Annotated in this window: 14 protein-coding genes and 2 tRNA genes; 12 read left to right on the top strand and 4 right to left on the bottom strand. The window is 41.3% G+C overall.

The window, feature by feature from the left end; all coding sequences use genetic code 11:
• Positions 1-20: 20 nt before the first annotated feature.
• Together C9J46_RS13640 and C9J46_RS13635 are read right to left on the bottom strand one after the other, a co-directional pair.
• Positions 21-105: transfer RNA gene (locus C9J46_RS13640), tRNA-Tyr, on the bottom strand.
• Positions 106-173: 68 nt separating this feature from the next.
• A tRNA-Tyr gene (locus tag C9J46_RS13635) sits at positions 174-258 on the bottom strand.
• Between the two features lie 180 nt (positions 259-438).
• Here C9J46_RS13635 and C9J46_RS13630 point away from each other — a divergent pair.
• The 5 genes from C9J46_RS13630 (at position 439) to C9J46_RS13610 (ending at position 7178) form a co-directional block, all read left to right on the top strand.
• The gene (locus C9J46_RS13630; RefSeq protein ID WP_107245715.1) at positions 439-1524 is read left to right on the top strand and encodes an efflux RND transporter periplasmic adaptor subunit; all 1086 of its coding nucleotides are present in this window, start codon (positions 439-441) and stop codon (positions 1522-1524) included.
• Positions 1524-4649, top strand: a complete 3126-nt coding sequence (locus tag C9J46_RS13625) for a multidrug efflux RND transporter permease subunit (protein ID WP_107291053.1) — start codon at positions 1524-1526, stop codon at positions 4647-4649. The genes C9J46_RS13630 and C9J46_RS13625 overlap by 1 nt, the downstream gene beginning before the upstream one ends.
• A 224-nt stretch (positions 4650-4873) precedes the next feature.
• Positions 4874-5947, top strand: coding sequence for a 23S rRNA pseudouridine(2604) synthase RluF (gene rluF, locus C9J46_RS13620; protein ID WP_107206024.1), 1074 nt, complete (start codon positions 4874-4876; stop codon positions 5945-5947).
• Positions 5948-6068: 121 nt separating this feature from the next.
• Positions 6069-6380 carry a PTS fructose transporter subunit IIB gene (locus tag C9J46_RS13615; RefSeq protein ID WP_107206025.1) on the top strand — a complete coding sequence of 104 codons (312 nt, stop codon included), beginning with the start codon at positions 6069-6071 and terminating at the stop codon, positions 6378-6380.
• Positions 6381-6392: 12 nt separating this feature from the next.
• The gene (locus C9J46_RS13610; protein ID WP_107291052.1) at positions 6393-7178 is read left to right on the top strand and encodes a PTS sugar transporter subunit IIA; all 786 of its coding nucleotides are present in this window, start codon (positions 6393-6395) and stop codon (positions 7176-7178) included.
• On the opposite strand, the gene C9J46_RS13605 is transcribed toward C9J46_RS13610, so the two are convergent.
• Positions 7175-8017: a helix-turn-helix transcriptional regulator gene (locus tag C9J46_RS13605; RefSeq protein WP_107291051.1), complete on the bottom strand. Its 843-nt coding sequence runs from the start codon at positions 8015-8017 to the stop codon at positions 7175-7177. The two genes, C9J46_RS13610 and C9J46_RS13605, sit on opposite strands and share 4 nt — an antisense overlap.
• A 282-nt stretch (positions 8018-8299) precedes the next feature.
• Between C9J46_RS13605 and manA the strand changes: the two genes are divergently transcribed.
• The 3 genes from manA to aroC all read left to right on the top strand — a co-directional run bounded on the left by manA (position 8300) and on the right by aroC (position 13079).
• Positions 8300-9499: a mannose-6-phosphate isomerase, class I gene (manA, locus tag C9J46_RS13600; RefSeq protein ID WP_107287206.1), complete on the top strand. Its 1200-nt coding sequence runs from the start codon at positions 8300-8302 to the stop codon at positions 9497-9499.
• A 405-nt stretch (positions 9500-9904) separates the two neighbouring features.
• Positions 9905-11809, top strand: coding sequence for a fructose-specific PTS transporter subunit EIIC (locus C9J46_RS13595; protein ID WP_107287205.1), 1905 nt, complete (start codon positions 9905-9907; stop codon positions 11807-11809).
• Between the two features lie 184 nt (positions 11810-11993).
• Positions 11994-13079: a chorismate synthase gene (gene aroC / locus C9J46_RS13590; RefSeq protein WP_107245724.1), complete on the top strand. Its 1086-nt coding sequence runs from the start codon at positions 11994-11996 to the stop codon at positions 13077-13079.
• A gap of 81 nt (positions 13080-13160) precedes the next feature.
• On the opposite strand, the gene C9J46_RS13585 is transcribed toward aroC, so the two are convergent.
• Positions 13161-13781, bottom strand: a complete 621-nt coding sequence (locus tag C9J46_RS13585) for a trimeric intracellular cation channel family protein (protein ID WP_107206460.1) — start codon at positions 13779-13781, stop codon at positions 13161-13163.
• A 315-nt stretch (positions 13782-14096) separates the two neighbouring features.
• Between C9J46_RS13585 and C9J46_RS13580 the strand changes: the two genes are divergently transcribed.
• From C9J46_RS13580 to C9J46_RS13565, 4 genes are all read left to right on the top strand, one after another.
• Positions 14097-14654, top strand: a complete 558-nt coding sequence (locus C9J46_RS13580; protein ID WP_107245726.1) for an elongation factor P hydroxylase — start codon at positions 14097-14099, stop codon at positions 14652-14654.
• 8 nt (positions 14655-14662) lie between these two features.
• Positions 14663-14923: a YfcL family protein gene (locus tag C9J46_RS13575; RefSeq protein ID WP_107287203.1), complete on the top strand. Its 261-nt coding sequence runs from the start codon at positions 14663-14665 to the stop codon at positions 14921-14923.
• Between the two features lie 22 nt (positions 14924-14945).
• Positions 14946-16007 (top strand): LPS O-antigen chain length determinant protein WzzB, encoded by a 1062-nt coding sequence (locus C9J46_RS13570; RefSeq protein ID WP_107291050.1) that lies wholly within the window; start codon positions 14946-14948, stop codon positions 16005-16007.
• 109 nt (positions 16008-16116) lie between these two features.
• Positions 16117-16557, top strand: a complete 441-nt coding sequence (locus C9J46_RS13565; protein WP_107245730.1) for a phosphotyrosine protein phosphatase — start codon at positions 16117-16119, stop codon at positions 16555-16557.
• The last annotated feature ends 132 nt before the right edge of the window (positions 16558-16689 follow it).

The following is a 16689-nucleotide window of genomic DNA, read 5'->3' as shown; positions in this document are numbered from 1 at the left end:
CGACAACTTTTCAAATTAGATGGTGGTGGGGGAAGGATTCGAACCTTCGAAGGCAGTGCCGGCAGATTTACAATCTGCTCCCTTTGGCCACTCGGGAACCCCACCACGGGGTATTGCTTATTATTTGGCTTTCGCCAGAAAAGACGTCAGTGGCGACAGCTTTTCAAATTAGATGGTGGTGGGGGAAGGATTCGAACCTTCGAAGGCAGTGCCGGCAGATTTACAATCTGCTCCCTTTGGCCACTCGGGAACCCCACCACAAGTGCGGGGCGGATAATAGCAAACATTCGGATCCTGTAAAGACTTTTCTTTTAAATACTGAGTGTTTGCCTGAATTTTCATCAGATTACCAATTGTTGCTTATATTTACATTTCTTGACGTTGCTAAACCGTAGATTCAGATATGATTGCGGCAGGATTATTTATGGTGTGTTGATAATGAAAAAAATGGCCGTAGCAGTATTAGTAACTGCAGTGTTATCTGGTGGTTACTTCTACTTTCAGGGAACCTCTCATGCTGCGCAAGAAAAGAAGGATGCGCGATCAAGCCGTGTTGTGAGTGTCACGACGGGAACGGTCTCTTCTATGCCTATCGCTCAATCACTTTCTTTAACTGGAAAGTTGCAAGCTGAGCACTCTGTAAATATTGCAGCAGAAACATCTGCACAGATTAAAAACATCGAGGTTAAACCAAATCAACGTGTTCAAAAAGGCACGCTATTAATTCAACTTAATGATGACAAAGCAAAAGCGGCTTTTGATGAAGCTCTAGCCTATTTCAATGACGAGCAACGTAAATTAAACGAATTTAAACGCTTAGTGAAACGTGGTGCTATTACTCAAACGGAAATTGATGCGCAGACGACCAGTGTCAATATCGCTCAAGCTCGTTTAAAAGCGGCGCGTGCTGAGCTTAATGATCATATGATCCGTGCGCCTTTTAATGGCACAGTTGGACTCTTTGATTTCAGCCAAGGTCATCGTGTTGCTGAAGGCGTGGAACTGTTGACGTTTGACGATCTTTCGACAATGCGATTAGACATTCCTGTTCCTGAACAATATCTCTCACACCTTGTACCGGGAATGAAAGTTGTCGCAACAAGCCAAGCATGGCCTGATCGTGTGTTTAATGGTGAAGTACAAGCGATTGATTCACGTGTTCAAACCGATTCTTTAAATATCAAAGTTCGAGTGGTATTTGATAACAAAGATAATGCACTGAAGCCTGGGATGCTGTTAGCTGCAGATATAGGTTTTGTCCCACAACCTAAAGCGGTAATTCCAGTTCAAGCGATTGAATACTCAGGAACTAAACGCTTTATCTACCTTGTTGACGATAAACAAAAAGTCCATCGAACTGAAGTGGAGCTTGGTGCCCGTATTGATAATACCGTGGTCGTTAATAAGGGGGTAGAGATTGGCGATCGTATTGTTGTTCAAGGATTAGTGAATATGCGAGATGGAATAAAAGTTTCGGATATAACAGCAACAAAGAATGATTCACAGCATGGAGCAAGTAGCTAATGTGGTTATCAGACATTTCGGTTAAACGCCCTGTTGTTGCCATTGTTTTAAGCTTATTGCTGTGTGTGTTTGGTGTGGTGTCTTTCTCTAAATTAGCCATAAGAGAAATGCCTGATGTAGAAAGCCCTGTTGTTACCGTGATGACTACATATGACGGCACATCAGCGACGGTAATGGAAAGCCAAGTTACTACTCCGATCGAAGATGAGTTGTCAGGTATTAGTGGCATTGACAACATCACCTCGATAACACGAAATGGCATGTCACGTATTTCGATTGAATTTTCGATGGATTGGGACCTTACTGAAGGTGTCAGTGATGTGCGTGATGCGGTTGCCCGTGCTCAACGACGTCTACCAGATGATGCGAGCGATCCTATTGTGTCGAAAGACAATGGTTCAGGTGAGCCTGCCGTTTATATCAATTTATCCTCATCAGAGATGGATCGTACGCAGTTAACGGATTACGCCCAGCGGGTATTAGAAGATCGTTTCAGTTTAATTAATGGGGTGAGTTCAGTCAGTTTAAGTGGTGGCCTGTATAAGGTGATGTACCTAAAACTGAAACCTGAATTAATGGCAGGTCGTGGCGTTACCACCAAAGATATTATTGACGCGTTACGTGATGAAAACGTCGAATTACCCGGTGGTGAAGTACGTAATGACCAAACTGTGATGGCTGTGCGAACGGCTCGTTTGTATCGCACGGCCAATGATTTTAAATATCTAACGGTTAGAACGACAGAAAATGGTACGCCTATTTACCTCAAAGATGTGGCTGATGTTGCGATTGGTGCAGAAAACGAAAATTCAACCTTTAAAAGCAACGGGGTCGTTAACTTAAGTTTGGGTATTGTCACTATGTCTGATGCTAACCCATTAGAAGTGGCAAAAGATGTTCGCGCAGAAGTCGCGAGAATGCAGAAGTTCTTACCTGAAGGGACAAGTTTAACGGTTGATTATGATGCGACGGTATTTATAGAGCGCTCAATCAGTGAAGTGTACAGCACGTTATTAGTCACGGGTGCTTTGGTTATTTTGGTGCTTTATGTCTTTATTGGACAAGCACGCGCAACCTTAATTCCAGCGGTAACAGTGCCAGTATCGTTAATTTCAGCGTTTATTACCGCGTATTTCTTTGGATTTTCAATCAACTTGCTGACCTTAATGGCATTAATTCTTGCTATCGGGTTGGTGGTCGATGATGCCATTGTGGTGGTGGAGAATATTTTCCATCACATGCAGCGCGGTGAATCACCATTGCTTGCCGCTTTTAAAGGTACCCGTGAAGTGGGGTTTGCGGTGATTGCGACCACAGCGGTACTGGTGATGGTGTTCTTACCGATTTCCTTTATGGAAGGTATGGTAGGGCGCTTATTTACTGAGTTCTCAGTATTGCTTGCGATGGCGGTCATCTTCTCATCATTAATTGCGTTAACTTTAACGCCTGTAATGGGGAGTAAAATCTTAAAAGCCAATGTAAAACCAACTCGCTTTAACCTATGGGTGAATCGTCAGTTTGATAAGCTTGAAAATGTCTACCGCAAAGGTGTTACGTTTGCGGTTAAAAAACGCTTTATCGCACCGATTGTTGTATTAGCGTGTATTGGCGCAAGTGCCGCGTTGATGAAGGTGATCCCTGCTCAATTAGCGCCACAAGAAGATCGCGGTGTATTGTTTGCCTTTGTAAAAGGTGCAGAAGGTACTAGTTATAACCGTATGATCGGCAATATGGATGAAGTTGAAAGCCGTTTGCTGCCAATGTTGGGCAAAGGCGTATTGAAATCTGTCAGTATTCAATCACCCGCGTTTGGTGGTCGAGCAGGAGATCAAACAGGCTTTGTGATCATGCAGTTAGAAGATTGGCAAGATCGCAGTGTGTCGGCACAACAAGCATTAGGCATGGTGAGTAAAGCACTAACGGGGATTCCTGATGTGCGTGTTATTCCAATTATGCCAGGCTTTCGCGGCGGTTCTTCTGAGCCAGTTCAATTTGTGCTCGGTGGCTCTGATTATCAAGAGTTGTTTAAGTGGGCTTCGGAGCTAAAACACATTGCAGAAGACAGTCCAATGATGGAAGGGGTTGATTTAGATTATGCAGAAACGACGCCTGAGTTAATGGTTAATATTGATCGTCAACGTGCGGCGGATTTAGGTATTCCAGTTTCAGATATTGCAGAAACATTGGAAGTGATGTTGGGCGGACGAAGTGAAACTACTTTTGTTGAGCGTGGTGAAGAATACGATGTTTACCTGCGTGGTGACGAGAATCGCTTTAATAGCTCTGCTGATCTTAGTCAGATTTATTTACGAGCGAAAAATGGTCAACTTGTCACGCTTGATACCGTAGCTTCGATTGATGAAGTCGCTTCAGCGCAGAAGCTTAGCCATAACCAGAAACAGAAATCGATCACGTTAACGGCGAATTTGTCTGAAGGTTACACCTTAGGGGAAGCGTTGGATTTCTTGGATCAACAAGCGATAGAGAAGTTGCCATCGGATATAACTATTAACTATGCGGGAGAGTCGAAAGACTTTAGAGACAATCAAAGCAGTATTGCCATTGTCTTTGGTTTAGCTTTGCTAGTGGCTTACTTAGTTCTTGCTGCGCAGTTTGAAAGCTTTGTAAACCCGCTGGTGGTGATGTTGACAGTTCCTATGGGGATCTTCGGTGGCTTAGCTGGGTTATGGTTAATGGGGCAAGGGCTCAATATCTACAGTCAAATTGGTATGATCATGCTTATTGGTATGGTAACTAAAAACGGTATTCTGATTGTAGAATTTGCTAACCAATTGCGTGATAAAGGTGTTGAGTTTGAACAAGCGATCATTGATGCGTCAGTACGTCGTCTTCGTCCAATATTGATGACTGCATTTACGACTTTATTTGGCGCAATTCCGCTGATTATCTCGACGGGAGCGGGGGCTGAAAGCCGTATCTCTGTGGGGACAGTGGTGTTCTTCGGTATGGCGTTCGCGACCTTAGTGACCTTGTTTGTTATTCCTGCAATGTACCGTTTAATGGCTGGTAAGACGAAATCACCGGGTTATGTCGAAAGCTTGTTAGAAAAAGAGCTGCAACATGATTACACAGGGCGTATTAGCCATGGTGATTTACCTAAATAGATGATCTATTTATAGAGAATGCTATTAAAGAGTTAGCTTAATAAGAGGCGATAAGGATAAACCTTGTCGCCTTTTTATTTACCTTTTTATCGGTGCAAGCTTACGGCGACTACCTCTTTAGTGAGCAATCAGTTAAACTTCTGCATAGATAACTATCGAGTAATTAAACTGCACGTTTGCAGTTTTTACCCTGATCGTCCTAAAGCCCTTTATAGAAGAAAACCATGTCACAGAATCCAACTGAACAGCAGAGCCCAAAAGGGGTTCGTCTTAATAAATTCATTAGTGATACAGGCTATTGCTCACGCCGTGAGGCGGACAAGCTAATTGATCAGGGACGCGTCACTATCAATGGTCAAAAACCAGAGATGGGCGTACGAGTAATGGATAACGATGATGTGCTTATTGATGATAAGCCACTTCGTAGCAAAGAGCGTCCAATTTATATCGCGCTAAATAAGCCAACTGGGATCACCTGTACCACCGAACGTCATATCGAAGGTAACATCGTTGATTTTATTGGTCACCGCAAGCGTATTTTCCCTATTGGTCGTTTAGATAAGCCATCAGATGGCTTGATCTTCTTAACGAATGATGGCGACATCGTTAATAAGATCCTACGTGCGGGTAACTCTCACGAAAAAGAATATGTAGTCCGTGTTGATAAAGTGATCACGCCAGAATTCTTAGAGAAAATGGCATCAGGTGTTGAGATCTTAGATACGGTAACCCTACCTTGTAAGGTAACGAAAGAAACGAATTTCTCTTTCCGTATTGTGCTAACTCAAGGTTTGAACCGTCAGATCCGTCGTATGTGTGAAGCGCTTGGTTATGAAGTGTATAAACTTCGCCGTGTACGCATTATGAACATCACTATTGATGGTTTACCTAATGGTAAGTGGCGTTACTTAACTGATGATGAAATCGGTGAAATTAACCGTTTAATTGCACAATCATCAGGTACTGAAGAAGCATCAAAAGTTGATGCTGAAGGTCGTAAAATTGCTAAAGCCACCGATGCGAAACTTTACGATCACCGCCAGCAAGAAGCGCGTAATGAAAAGCGTGCTCAAGAAAAAGCGTTTAAAACCTACAGTGGTACGGGGGAATTTACTCGTCGTCCTGGTGGTCAGCGTCAAAATCGCCGCAATGAAGAAGGTGGTGAAGCGCGCCAACAGCGTGGTCAGGGACGTAATGATAATCGTCGTCCAGCGCGTCCTTCAGATCGTGATTCAAAACCAAGTTTTGGTGGTAAAAGTACTGGCATCAAAAAGTGGAAATCTAAAAGAGAAGATTAATACACTTAAATAGATAAATAACGCCCTTTAGTTTTCTATACATTCTCTAGACAGAGTAGATAGTTTAAAGGGCGTTTTTATTTGTAGTCGTTACTCGCGATGATATTGATAAGGAAAGAGCATGAAAATTGTTGCTGTAACAGCTTGTCCTACGGGGATCGCCCATACTTACATGGCAGCAGATGCGCTAAATAAAATGGCTCATAAAATGGGAATTCAGATCCACGTTGAAACCCAAGGTGCGATGGGGATTGAAGATCAGTTAACACTGCAAGATATAGCTAAAGCAGATTTAACCTTGATTGCTTCAGATATTGAAGTAGAGCAGCGTAGCCGATTCACAGGCAGTAAAATCCATTGTGTTACTATTGAAGAGGTCTTGGTTGATCCAGAAGCTGTGCTAAAACGTTGCCAGCAATTAATTACCCAATAGCAGAGCATTACGATGTTGGAAAGGCGCCTTACGTTCTATTGTGGTCATAGTGGATTACCCCTTTATCAGTTAGACAAATTGAAAAAGCTCGCCAGCTATTTTACTGCCGATGTGCAGGTGTTTAACTTGCAATTGTTACGATCTGAATCGGTAACCAAGCCTCTGCGCGTTTCAACGCTTGCAAGTAAGCCTTATCAATTGTGTCAGCTCGTTATTACAGGCGTGGATGCTGAATTAGCCCTATTGGTGCTGACTGATATTATTCACGAATATGCTTGTCCGTTATTGTTGCCATCGAGCGATAGTAAGGGAAATGCTATTTTAAAACAGCGTATGACAATGCTGGATTTTCCTCTGTCTTTTATCACGCCAAAACAGATTCAAGCCGATAATAAAGCACAATTATTAGCAACGATGACGCGCTCGCTGGTGGATGAAAAAGTGATTAAAGTCGATGATTATCAAGAGGTGTTAGCTGCGATAGAAAAACGTGAGAGTATTTCTGCTACTGTAATGGACAATAGTATTGCGATGCCCCATGTGATGATAGAACCTATTACTCAGCCTGCGATGGTGATTTCTTGTTGTCAGCAAATGAATTGGCACAGCGCACGAGGAGATGTAAGCAAGGTATTGATGATGGTATTACCTAAGCCCTTATCGCGTTCTGTACTCATGGCTTTTTCTCGGTTTTCAAAGCGACTACTACAAGATCGTTATGCAGATGCTTTACGCCAAGCTTCTGATAGTAATGTTATACAAGCGCTGATCATTGAGGCGATGCTAGCGTCTGATTAAAGGCTACGATATTCAGTTGGTGTACGGCCTGTTTTGTTTTTAAATACCCGACAGAAGTAATTCATATCTTGAAACCCGCATCGGGTTGCTACTTCTGCTAAACGAAAATTGTATTTCCTGAGCATAAATTTTGCGCGTTCTAACCGTACCCAGCAGATGTAATCTGCTAATCGCATATGTCCCTGTTGTCTGAATAAGCGCGAGAGGTGATTGGGGGTAATGTTAAAACGATGAGCAATAGATTCTCGGCTGATCGCGCGGTGAAAATTCTCTTGAATATAAATACAAATCCCTTGATAAAGATCTTCACAACGATTTTTTTTCACTCTATCTGGGGTATTGAGCATAGAGCGGCTATAGCTGAGGAGCGCTAACAATAGGTATTCATCCATTGGTTTTTTCGTTGGCTCTTTTGCCAGCATATTCAATGCCGATAAAATAGGATCAATAGCATGTCCTGTCGCGGCTTGGATTGAGTGTTTTTGCACATCAAAAAAGTGAGGATTGTCTTTGCTTTTGCTGACTAAACTGAAACCAATTTGTCTTTTACCAAACAGTAGGCTCAATACCGAGCATTCCGTATCCCAATTGGGTTTATTCCAACAGTTCGGTGGAATATACAGAGCATCACCCAGCATTAAGTTAATATCTCGAATGCCATACTCACCGTCTTCTAATTGATTCACATATTCGCCTTTAAGCACGAGTTCAAGACGAGGGAAATTCACTTGGTAACTAAATTGTGGCGGTGTGGTGTGATCATTAGCAAACCAAATATGGTTAAAGCTTTCTCGTTCTTCGAGAATAGAATCAATAAGATTAAGAAATACGGTATCCATAATTTGCGTTAAGTCGCCCAATGTTGTGAGGAATTGTGAGTTAGCAATAAATATTTATGGCTATTTTTGTTATAGTACAGAGCAATATTTCGTAAAACATAACTCACTTAATGGATTATATCGAATAAGGGCTTATGGTGATCTGATTGATGTACCACTTTTTGACTTATGTAACATTTAGCATTGCTTAAATGGCATTCCTCTTAGTTCTTTTCAGATTTGCTAAGTGGAATACGATTTTATCTTCATCGATGCACAACGATAATAAATTTAGGAATGAATATGGCTGGAATTCACCGTCCTGTGTTTTTTAAAATGAATAACGTGATTCAAGATTATGCATGGGGAAGTAAAACCTCGATTGAATCTTTGTTTGGTATCGCAAACCCTGAAGCGAAACCACAAGCAGAATTATGGATGGGCGCTCATGCGAATGGCTGCTCTGAAATTGAAATGCAGGGAAAAGCGGTAAAGCTGTCTGACTTTATTGCAACGGATCCGGATGCGATCATTGGTGTGCAAACCCAGCAACAATTTGGTGAGCTGCCGTATTTATTTAAAGTGTTAGCGGCAGAAAAAGCACTGTCTATTCAGGTTCACCCAAATAAGCAGCAAGCAGAAGTCGGCTTTGCGAAAGAAGAGCAAATGGGCATTGCGCGTAATGCGGCGAACCGTAATTACAAAGATCCAAACCACAAGCCAGAGTTAGTCTTTGCGTTAACGCCGTACCAAGCGATGAATGGTTTCCGCCAAATTGAAGATATTGCTGCGCAGTTCAATGCACTTGAAATTACGACTATTAGTGAGCTAGTCGCTGCATTTAATGTAAATCAAACGGAAGCGGGCTTACGTGATTTCTTTGCGGCAATGTTATCGCTAGAAGGTGAGCAAAAAGCTTCAGCGGTAAACGCATTATTGGCTTACAGTGAAGCACATAAAGATCAGCCATTGTTTGCTTTATTATCAGAGTTAGCTGAGCAATATCCTGGTGATATCGGTTTATTTGCACCGTTAATGTTAAATGTATTAACCCTTCAACCGGGTGAGGCGATGTTTTTGAGTGCCTGTACGCCACATGCCTACATTAAAGGTACGGGTTTAGAGATCATGGCGAACTCCGATAATGTATTGCGCGCTGGTTTAACGCCAAAATACATGGATGTACCTGAGCTCGTTGCAAACACCTATTTTACGCCAATGGCGTTTGATTCATTGCTATTAGCCCCAACACAAGCAGAAAATGGTTTACATTACGCTATCCCTGTTCCTGATTTTAAGTTCAGTGTTTACAAGCAAGTAGACAATATTCGTCTTACGGTGAATAGTGCTGAAATCGTTTTTGCTATTGATGCACCTGTAACATTGACTCATAGTAATGGTGATAGTGTTGAAATAGAGAAAGGTCAGTCAGTGTTTATTCCGGCTTATACTGAGCAGTATCAAGTCACTTGTGTTGGTACTTTTGCCCGCGCCTACAACTAAGCAGATCTAACGTCCTAGCACTTATTTAAAGCGACAGAATATTCTGTCGCTTTTTTTATTTTTGATAGTGTGAAGTCTTTCACTAAAAGTAGGCTGAGATGGAATGTCGGATGTGTGTTATTTCTAGTTAATAAAAATTTATCGCTATAGGTTTTTGTATATGTTTAAACTTTAATTTAACCTTAATTGATTGATAAAAAAAGATTTTAATCTTTACCCTATCAGTTTATTGATGTTTGAGTAAAATGTGTGATAGTTCACATCCTTGTTCTAAGGTTACATTTATCCAGTTAAAGCCTTTTCTATGCTCTATTTTGAAGCAGCCAAACACTAGACAATATTCCCATACTCAAATCCATCAAGCGCAGTGTGATGGGCGATAAAAATAATTCTTGGGGATAGAACATGATCACTTCCTTGATCAACGAAAGCTTAATTAACCTTAATCTTAAGGCGAAAACCAAAGATGACGTGTTTAATGAAATGGCTGAAATATTGGCAGCGCAAGGGCGCGTGGCTGATAAAACGCAATTCATTGCTGATGTAAAAGCACGTGAAGAATTAGGCAATACAGGATTTGAAGAAGGGATCGCTATCCCTCATGCGAAAAGTGCAGCCGTTGCACAGCCTGCGGTAGCGATTGGTGTTAGCCGTGCCGGTATTGAATACGGCGCAGAAGACGGCAAACCATCACAACTGTTTTTCATGATCGCATCACCTGATAACGGCGATAACCATCATATTGAAGTCTTAGCTGAACTTTCATCAAAGTTGATTGAAGATGGTTTTGTTGAGAAGTTCTTAGCCGCTAAGACTGAAAAAGAAGCCTTAGCCTTATTGCTTGAAGAAAAAGAGCAAGCCGTTACGCAAGCTCAAACGAAAGGTTTGATCATTGGTGTGACTGGCTGTCCTGCTGGAATTGCTCATACTTACCTTGCCGCTGAAGCATTAGAAAAAGCCGGTACTGAGCTTGGGTATGAAGTAAAAGTAGAAACTAATGGCTCAATTGGTGTCAAAAACTCCCCAACAGCTGAAGAAATTGCTCGTGCAGAAGCGATAGTGGTTAGCTGTGATAAGCAAGTCGATATGGCTCGCTTTGCTGGTAAAAAACTGATTAAAACTGGCGTAAAAGCGCCAATTAAAGATGCAAAAGGTCTTATTCAACAAGCATTAGTAGCGAAAGCTTATGAAGCTGATGGTGATGACACCTCTGATTCGAGCGAAAGCAAAGTCGCGCAAACCCGTTCGAACTTATATCGTTATTTGATGAACGGTGTATCGCACATGATCCCGTTTGTAGTTACCGGTGGTTTGTTAATCGCATTATCACTGGCCATTGGTGGTCAACCAACAGATGCCGGTATGCAGATCCCTGCGGGTAGTTTATGGCAAAAAGTGCTCGATGTTGGTGTTGTTGCGTTTACTTTAATGATCCCAATTCTTGCGGGTTACATTGCTTTTGCGATTGGCGACCGTCCTGCGTTAGCACCGGGTTTTATCGGTGGTTGGATTGCTAATAACGGTTCATTTTATGACGCAAGTGCGGGTACTGGCTTTATTGGTGCCATTGTTGCAGGCTTGCTGGTGGGTTACTTCGTTCGCTGGGTTGCAACACGTAATTACCATAAGATGGTGCAGCCATTAGTGCCGATTCTTATTGCGCCAATTACGGGTACCTTGTTTATCGCTAGCTTATTTATCTTCGTTATTGGTGCGCCAATCGCTGGATTAATGGATAGCATGAACAGCATGCTTACTGAAATGAGCACAGGTAACGTAGTATTACTCGGTATTGTACTGGGTGGTATGGCTGGCTTTGATATGGGCGGTCCCTTTAACAAAGTCGCGTTCTTGTTCTCTGTTGGTATGATTGCAAACGGTCATACACAGTTCATGGGTGCAATGGCATGTGCTATTCCAGTCGCTCCTTTAGGCATGGGCTTAGCAACAGTACTTGGTCGTAAGTTAAATATCTTTGAGCAATCAGAAGTTGAAGCCGGTAAAGCGGCAGGTGCAATGGGCTTAGTAGGTATCTCTGAAGGTGCAATTCCATTTGCAGCGCAAGATCCGCTGTCGGTGATTCCAGCAAACGTGTTAGGTAGTATGGTTGCTGCAGTGATGGCGTTCTCTTTCGGTATTACCAACAGCGTAGCACACGGTGGTCCAGTTGTTGCTCTACTGGGTGCGATGAACAAACCGGTTCTTGCCCTATTATGTATGGCATCAGGTATGGTCGTTACTGCTCTTGTTGCGGTAACACTTAAGAAAGTACGTAAAGCGAAGGCTGAACGAGCATTAGCAACAGCTTAACCTCTAATTTAAAGAGCTAAATAAAAGCGATAGGTGAAAGCCTGTCGCTTTTTTTGTTTTGGAAAGATGGCACTGGCGGCAATTTGTACACTTGTTCTTGCAATCTATCGGACAACTTTGCACTATGTCTGTATTAGTAAAAATTAAAAATGCATGTAAGCATAGAGATATCACAGAGGAAGTAATGGCAGGAAATACGATTGGACAACTATTTCGCGTCACCACATTTGGCGAAAGCCATGGCTTGGCGCTGGGCTGTATTATAGATGGCTGCCCACCGGGACTCGCATTAACTGAAGCTGATATGCAGCATGACTTGGATCGCCGTCGTCCGGGAACATCAAAATATACCACGCAACGTCGCGAACCGGATGAAGTGAAAATTCTATCTGGCGTATTTGAAGGTGTAACAACGGGCACATCTATCGGTCTCTTGATTGAAAATACCGATCAACGCTCTAAAGATTACTCGAATATTCAAGACTTATTCCGTCCAGGACATGCTGATTACACTTACCATCAAAAATACGGGGTACGAGATTATCGTGGCGGTGGTCGCTCATCTGCTCGTGAAACGGCAATGCGTGTTGCTGCAGGTGCTGTGGCAAAGAAATACCTAAAGCAAGTACATGGCATTGAAGTACGCGCTTACCTATCACAAATGGGTGACGTAAAAATAGATAAAGTAGATTGGGAGCAAATCGAGCAAAACGCCTTTTTCTGCCCTGATATCGATAAAGTTGAAGCTTACGATGAATTGATCCGTAAGCTGAAAAAAGAAGGCGACTCAATCGGTGCGAAAATTACCGTAGTTGCGCAAAATGTCCCTGTTGGTTTAGGTGAACCCGTTTTTGATCGCTTGGATGCCGATATTGCGCACTCTTTAATGAGTATTAATGCGGTAAAAGGTGTTGAAGTTGGTGATGGCTTTGATGTGGTTGAACAACGTGGAAGCGAACACCGTGATGCGATGACACCGGAAGGTTTTAAAACTAATCATGCTGGTGGCATTTTAGGGGGTATTTCATCTGGTCAAGATGTTGTGGCACATATTGCGCTTAAGCCAACATCAAGTATTACGGTTCCTGGTGAAACCATTACTAAGCAGGGTGAATCAGCGGAAGTTGTGACGAAAGGTCGCCACGATCCATGTGTTGGCATTCGTGCGGTACCTATTGCTGAAGCCATGTTAGCGATTACTTTAATGGATCATCTATTACGTCATCGTGGTCAAAACGCAGATGTTGCTACCGATACACCGAAGATTTAACCAAATAAACTAATTGATATATAAAAGCCACGCCTTGATGTATTCAGCGTGGCTTTGCTTTATCTAATAATACGTTGAGCTTTAGTGGAAGGTTTCTTCTTTAAACTCAAACACAGGTAAGCTCCAGCTAAAATAGACAGCAGCCATGCGTAGACTAAAACCTGTAATTAAAGTAATGAGTGTGGTGATATCAGGATGGATACCTATATACGACATGGCGTAATACATAATACCTGCAATAAATGCGACCGATGCATAAAGCTCTTTATGTAGCACCATAGGTTTACGGCGAGTGATCATATCACGTAGCAGACCACCAAATACGCCTGTCACTACCGCCGCAACAACACAAATAATTGGAGAAAGCCCCATTGTCATTGCAACTTGGCATCCAATAATACTAAAAACGATTAAGCCGATAGCATCGAGCAAGATAAACACTTTATGAAAACGAACTACCCAACGGGCAAAATAGGTAGTTAAAATCCCTGCAACGCACGTGATCACTAAATATTGTGGGTGAGCTACCCAACCTAGTGGATAGTGACCGAGTAAAATATCTCGTACCGTGCCGCCACCAATTGCAGTAGCACTTGCAACCAGCATTACCCCAAACCAATCCATGTGGCGTTTACCTGCTGCTAATGCACCGGTCATTGCTTCTGCAGTAATGCCAATAATATATAAAATTGAAAGCAGCATGATATTCATCGTCCAAAAAGAAATTGAACTGATTGTATTTGTGATAGTCATCTACTTCTAATGAAAAGAAAATGGTTATGCATGAATTTAATTCATCCTATATTAATAGCTGAGTATTTAAGTTTGTTATGCTTTGAGTAGCGTATTCTTATTTTTATTAGAGTAGTTGACTGAAAAGTAAGCAAAAATTGTCATATCTTTATAAAATGACAATAACATGACGTTTGTCATAGTCTGTCACCTTAAGAATATTCGCACTTAGATTCACTGCATTGTATAATCGATAAGTTATGTATTTCAGAAGTTACCATTAGAATGAGACATGATTACAACGACTTAATCGTTATTTTCAATGGGTTATTTTTAGACAGTCTCAATACAGAGTTACTTCTAGGCGGTGAAGAGCCAATTTATCTGCCAGCTTCTAGTGAGCGACAGCATAATCAGATAATTTTTGCCCGTGGCTATTTTGCCTCGGCAATGCATGAGTTAGCACACTGGTGTATCGCAGGTGCTGAACGACGCAAATTAGAGGATTATGGTTATTGGTATGAACCTGATGGACGCTCTGAAGCTGTTCAAGCAGCATTCGAGAAAGTAGAGATTAAACCACAGGCCATAGAGTGGATTTTATCAGCAAGTTGCGGATTTAAATTCCAAGTAAGCTGTGACAACTTGAGTGGTGACTGTGAGCCTGATAGGGTAGCGTTCACGTTAAAAGTACGTGAACAAGTGCTAATCTATTTAGAGTGCGGAGTTCCAGAACGAGCAAAAATGCTATCTGATGCATTTCGAGCTTTTTATGGTATTAAACAGTTAACAGAACAGGATTTCATACAACACGTTCGATATAACGAAATGGGTTGTGTATAGGATAGGAAATGACAATTCAAGAATATGAAGAGAGGCTATTGCAGCTTATCGACGATGGGATAGACACTGCAACAGACGATGAGCTGTTTGCTGGTGGTTATTTGCGTGGGCATATTTCATTAGCGGCTGCTGATTGTGAATTAGAAAATGAATCACAACTATCAGCAATGCAGGAAAAAGTAGGGCAAAGCATTGCTGATGCAAAAAGTGAGCTTTCTCCATCAGATTATGTTCTTGTGTGCCAAATGTGGCAAAAAGTTTCGGCTTAGTTTTTAGGTTTGTGGAAAAATAATGAGTGATATTCAAGCTGTAAATAACTCTCCAAGTGATGAGATTGATTTAGTTGAGTTAGTCAAAATAATTTGGCAAGGTAAAGTGACAATAGCTTTATGTACAATTGTGTTTACTATTTGTGCGATTGTTTATGCATTCACGGCTCAGCAGTGGTGGACATCGAAAGCTGTTATAACAGCAGGACAGTACCAAAATACCGCTAATATTCGGAGTCAAATAACAAACCTATATGCTGTCATTAATAACCCTTCAAAAATAAATGGAATTTTGAGTAGTGGTGCTTTATTAAATGATTACATTACTGAGTTTAATGCTTTTGATAATAAAAAAGCATTTATTGAAAATAATGAGATCATGAAGCAATATGCTGATGAAGCAAAGCTTACTGATGAAAACAAAGCACTGTTTATCACTCGTTGGGCAAAAAGAATTTCAGCATCACAACCCGATAAAAAAAATCAACCAGATTTTTATCAACTGAGCTTTGAGGCGACGTCTTCAACATTAGCACACGATCTTTTAGTTGCGTACTCAGATGCTATCTCAAATAAAGTTCGTAATGATTTAATTGATGAACTTGATGCTAAAATTTCATATCACCAACAAATTTTACAAGCTAACAAAATATCGTTAGAGGCTAATGCTAAACAACAGCTAGCAAATGAATTAATCAAAACAAATTATGCTTTAGATATGGCTAAATCAGCTGATGTAACTAAACCATTAGCCGATATGAACAATAATGGTGAGTTATTCCAAATCGATCTTGGAACAGAAGCTCTAACTGAAAAAAGTAAGGTTCTTAAAAAAATTACAGATCTTAGTGTGTTCCAGCCTCAGCTTGGAATTATTCAAACTAAATTAGAGTTACTCTCTAAAATTAAAATGGATCATAATCTAGCCTTAAAAAGTGTTCGCTATTTGCAAAATATTGATTATCCAATCAGTCGTGATAAGCCAAAGCGTCCACTCATTGCAGTATTAGGTTTCTTACTTGGTATGATGCTCGGTGTTGCAATTGTTTTATTAAAGAGCGCGTTTAATAAAAACGCTAAATAAAATAATTTAACGTAGAATAAAATTAGAAAATAAATGAAAGGCTAAGTACTATATTACTTGGCCTTTTTGTTTACTTTCGATTATTGAATATAATTAAACGGAGTTAACCATGTTCAACAAAATCCTCGCGGTATGTGTTGGTAACATTTGTCGCTCTCCTTCGGGTGAACGTCTTTTGCAGAAAAAGTTGCCAGCGAAACATATCGCCTCTGCGGGTATTGCAACTCAAAAAAGTGGGTTAATTGGCAAGAGTGCTGATGCGATGGCATGTGAGGTGATGGAGCAATATGATGTTGATTTGTCCCATCACCAAGCACAGCAACTAACGCCTGAACTATGTCATGAATATGATTTAATTCTAGTGATGGAAAAAGGCCATATTGAAGCTGTGACCAATATTGCGCCTGAAGCGCGAGGTAAAACCATGCTATTCGGGCAATGGATTGGTCAGCGTGATATTCCTGATCCATACCGTCAAAGTCGTGAAGCGTTTGAGCATTCATTAATGTTAGTGGAACAAGCCTCACAAGCGTGGGTGGCTAAACTTTAATCTTCCGTTTATAAATATGGTTTATTTATTGAGTCAGTAGTGCGTTATTTGCGTGTTACAAGATTGTTTTTCGTTGATTTCGTGAGCCTGATCCGATTCTAGTTGTTAATATTTCTATCATGGTAATGGCTC

Origin of the sequence: Photobacterium sp. GB-36 (assembly GCF_003026135.1) — a bacterium.
In the GTDB taxonomy this organism is placed as follows: domain Bacteria; phylum Pseudomonadota; class Gammaproteobacteria; order Enterobacterales; family Vibrionaceae; genus Photobacterium.
The sequence above is the reverse complement of the archived record's forward strand: the minus strand, read 5'-3'. Positions and strand labels throughout refer to the sequence as shown.

Excerpts from the sequence above, each read along its gene's own strand:
- manA (WP_107287206.1), top strand. The coding sequence starts at position 8,300 with ATGGCTGGAATTCACCGTCCTGTGTTTTTTAAAATGAATAACGTGATT.
- C9J46_RS13595 (WP_107287205.1), top strand. The coding sequence starts at position 9,905 with ATGATCACTTCCTTGATCAACGAAAGCTTAATTAACCTTAATCTTAAG.
- C9J46_RS13605 (WP_107291051.1), bottom strand. The coding sequence starts at position 8,017 with ATGGATACCGTATTTCTTAATCTTATTGATTCTATTCTCGAAGAACGA.
- C9J46_RS13630 (WP_107245715.1), top strand. The coding sequence starts at position 439 with ATGAAAAAAATGGCCGTAGCAGTATTAGTAACTGCAGTGTTATCTGGT.
- C9J46_RS13570 (WP_107291050.1), top strand. The coding sequence starts at position 14,946 with ATGAGTGATATTCAAGCTGTAAATAACTCTCCAAGTGATGAGATTGAT.
- C9J46_RS13615 (WP_107206025.1), top strand. The coding sequence starts at position 6,069 with ATGAAAATTGTTGCTGTAACAGCTTGTCCTACGGGGATCGCCCATACT.
- C9J46_RS13610 (WP_107291052.1), top strand. The coding sequence starts at position 6,393 with ATGTTGGAAAGGCGCCTTACGTTCTATTGTGGTCATAGTGGATTACCC.
- C9J46_RS13585 (WP_107206460.1), bottom strand. The coding sequence starts at position 13,781 with ATGCTGCTTTCAATTTTATATATTATTGGCATTACTGCAGAAGCAATG.
- C9J46_RS13575 (WP_107287203.1), top strand. The coding sequence starts at position 14,663 with ATGACAATTCAAGAATATGAAGAGAGGCTATTGCAGCTTATCGACGAT.
- C9J46_RS13565 (WP_107245730.1), top strand. The coding sequence starts at position 16,117 with ATGTTCAACAAAATCCTCGCGGTATGTGTTGGTAACATTTGTCGCTCT.
- rluF (WP_107206024.1), top strand. The coding sequence starts at position 4,874 with ATGTCACAGAATCCAACTGAACAGCAGAGCCCAAAAGGGGTTCGTCTT.
- C9J46_RS13625 (WP_107291053.1), top strand. The coding sequence starts at position 1,524 with ATGTGGTTATCAGACATTTCGGTTAAACGCCCTGTTGTTGCCATTGTT.
- aroC (WP_107245724.1), top strand. The coding sequence starts at position 11,994 with ATGGCAGGAAATACGATTGGACAACTATTTCGCGTCACCACATTTGGC.
- C9J46_RS13580 (WP_107245726.1), top strand. The coding sequence starts at position 14,097 with ATGAGACATGATTACAACGACTTAATCGTTATTTTCAATGGGTTATTT.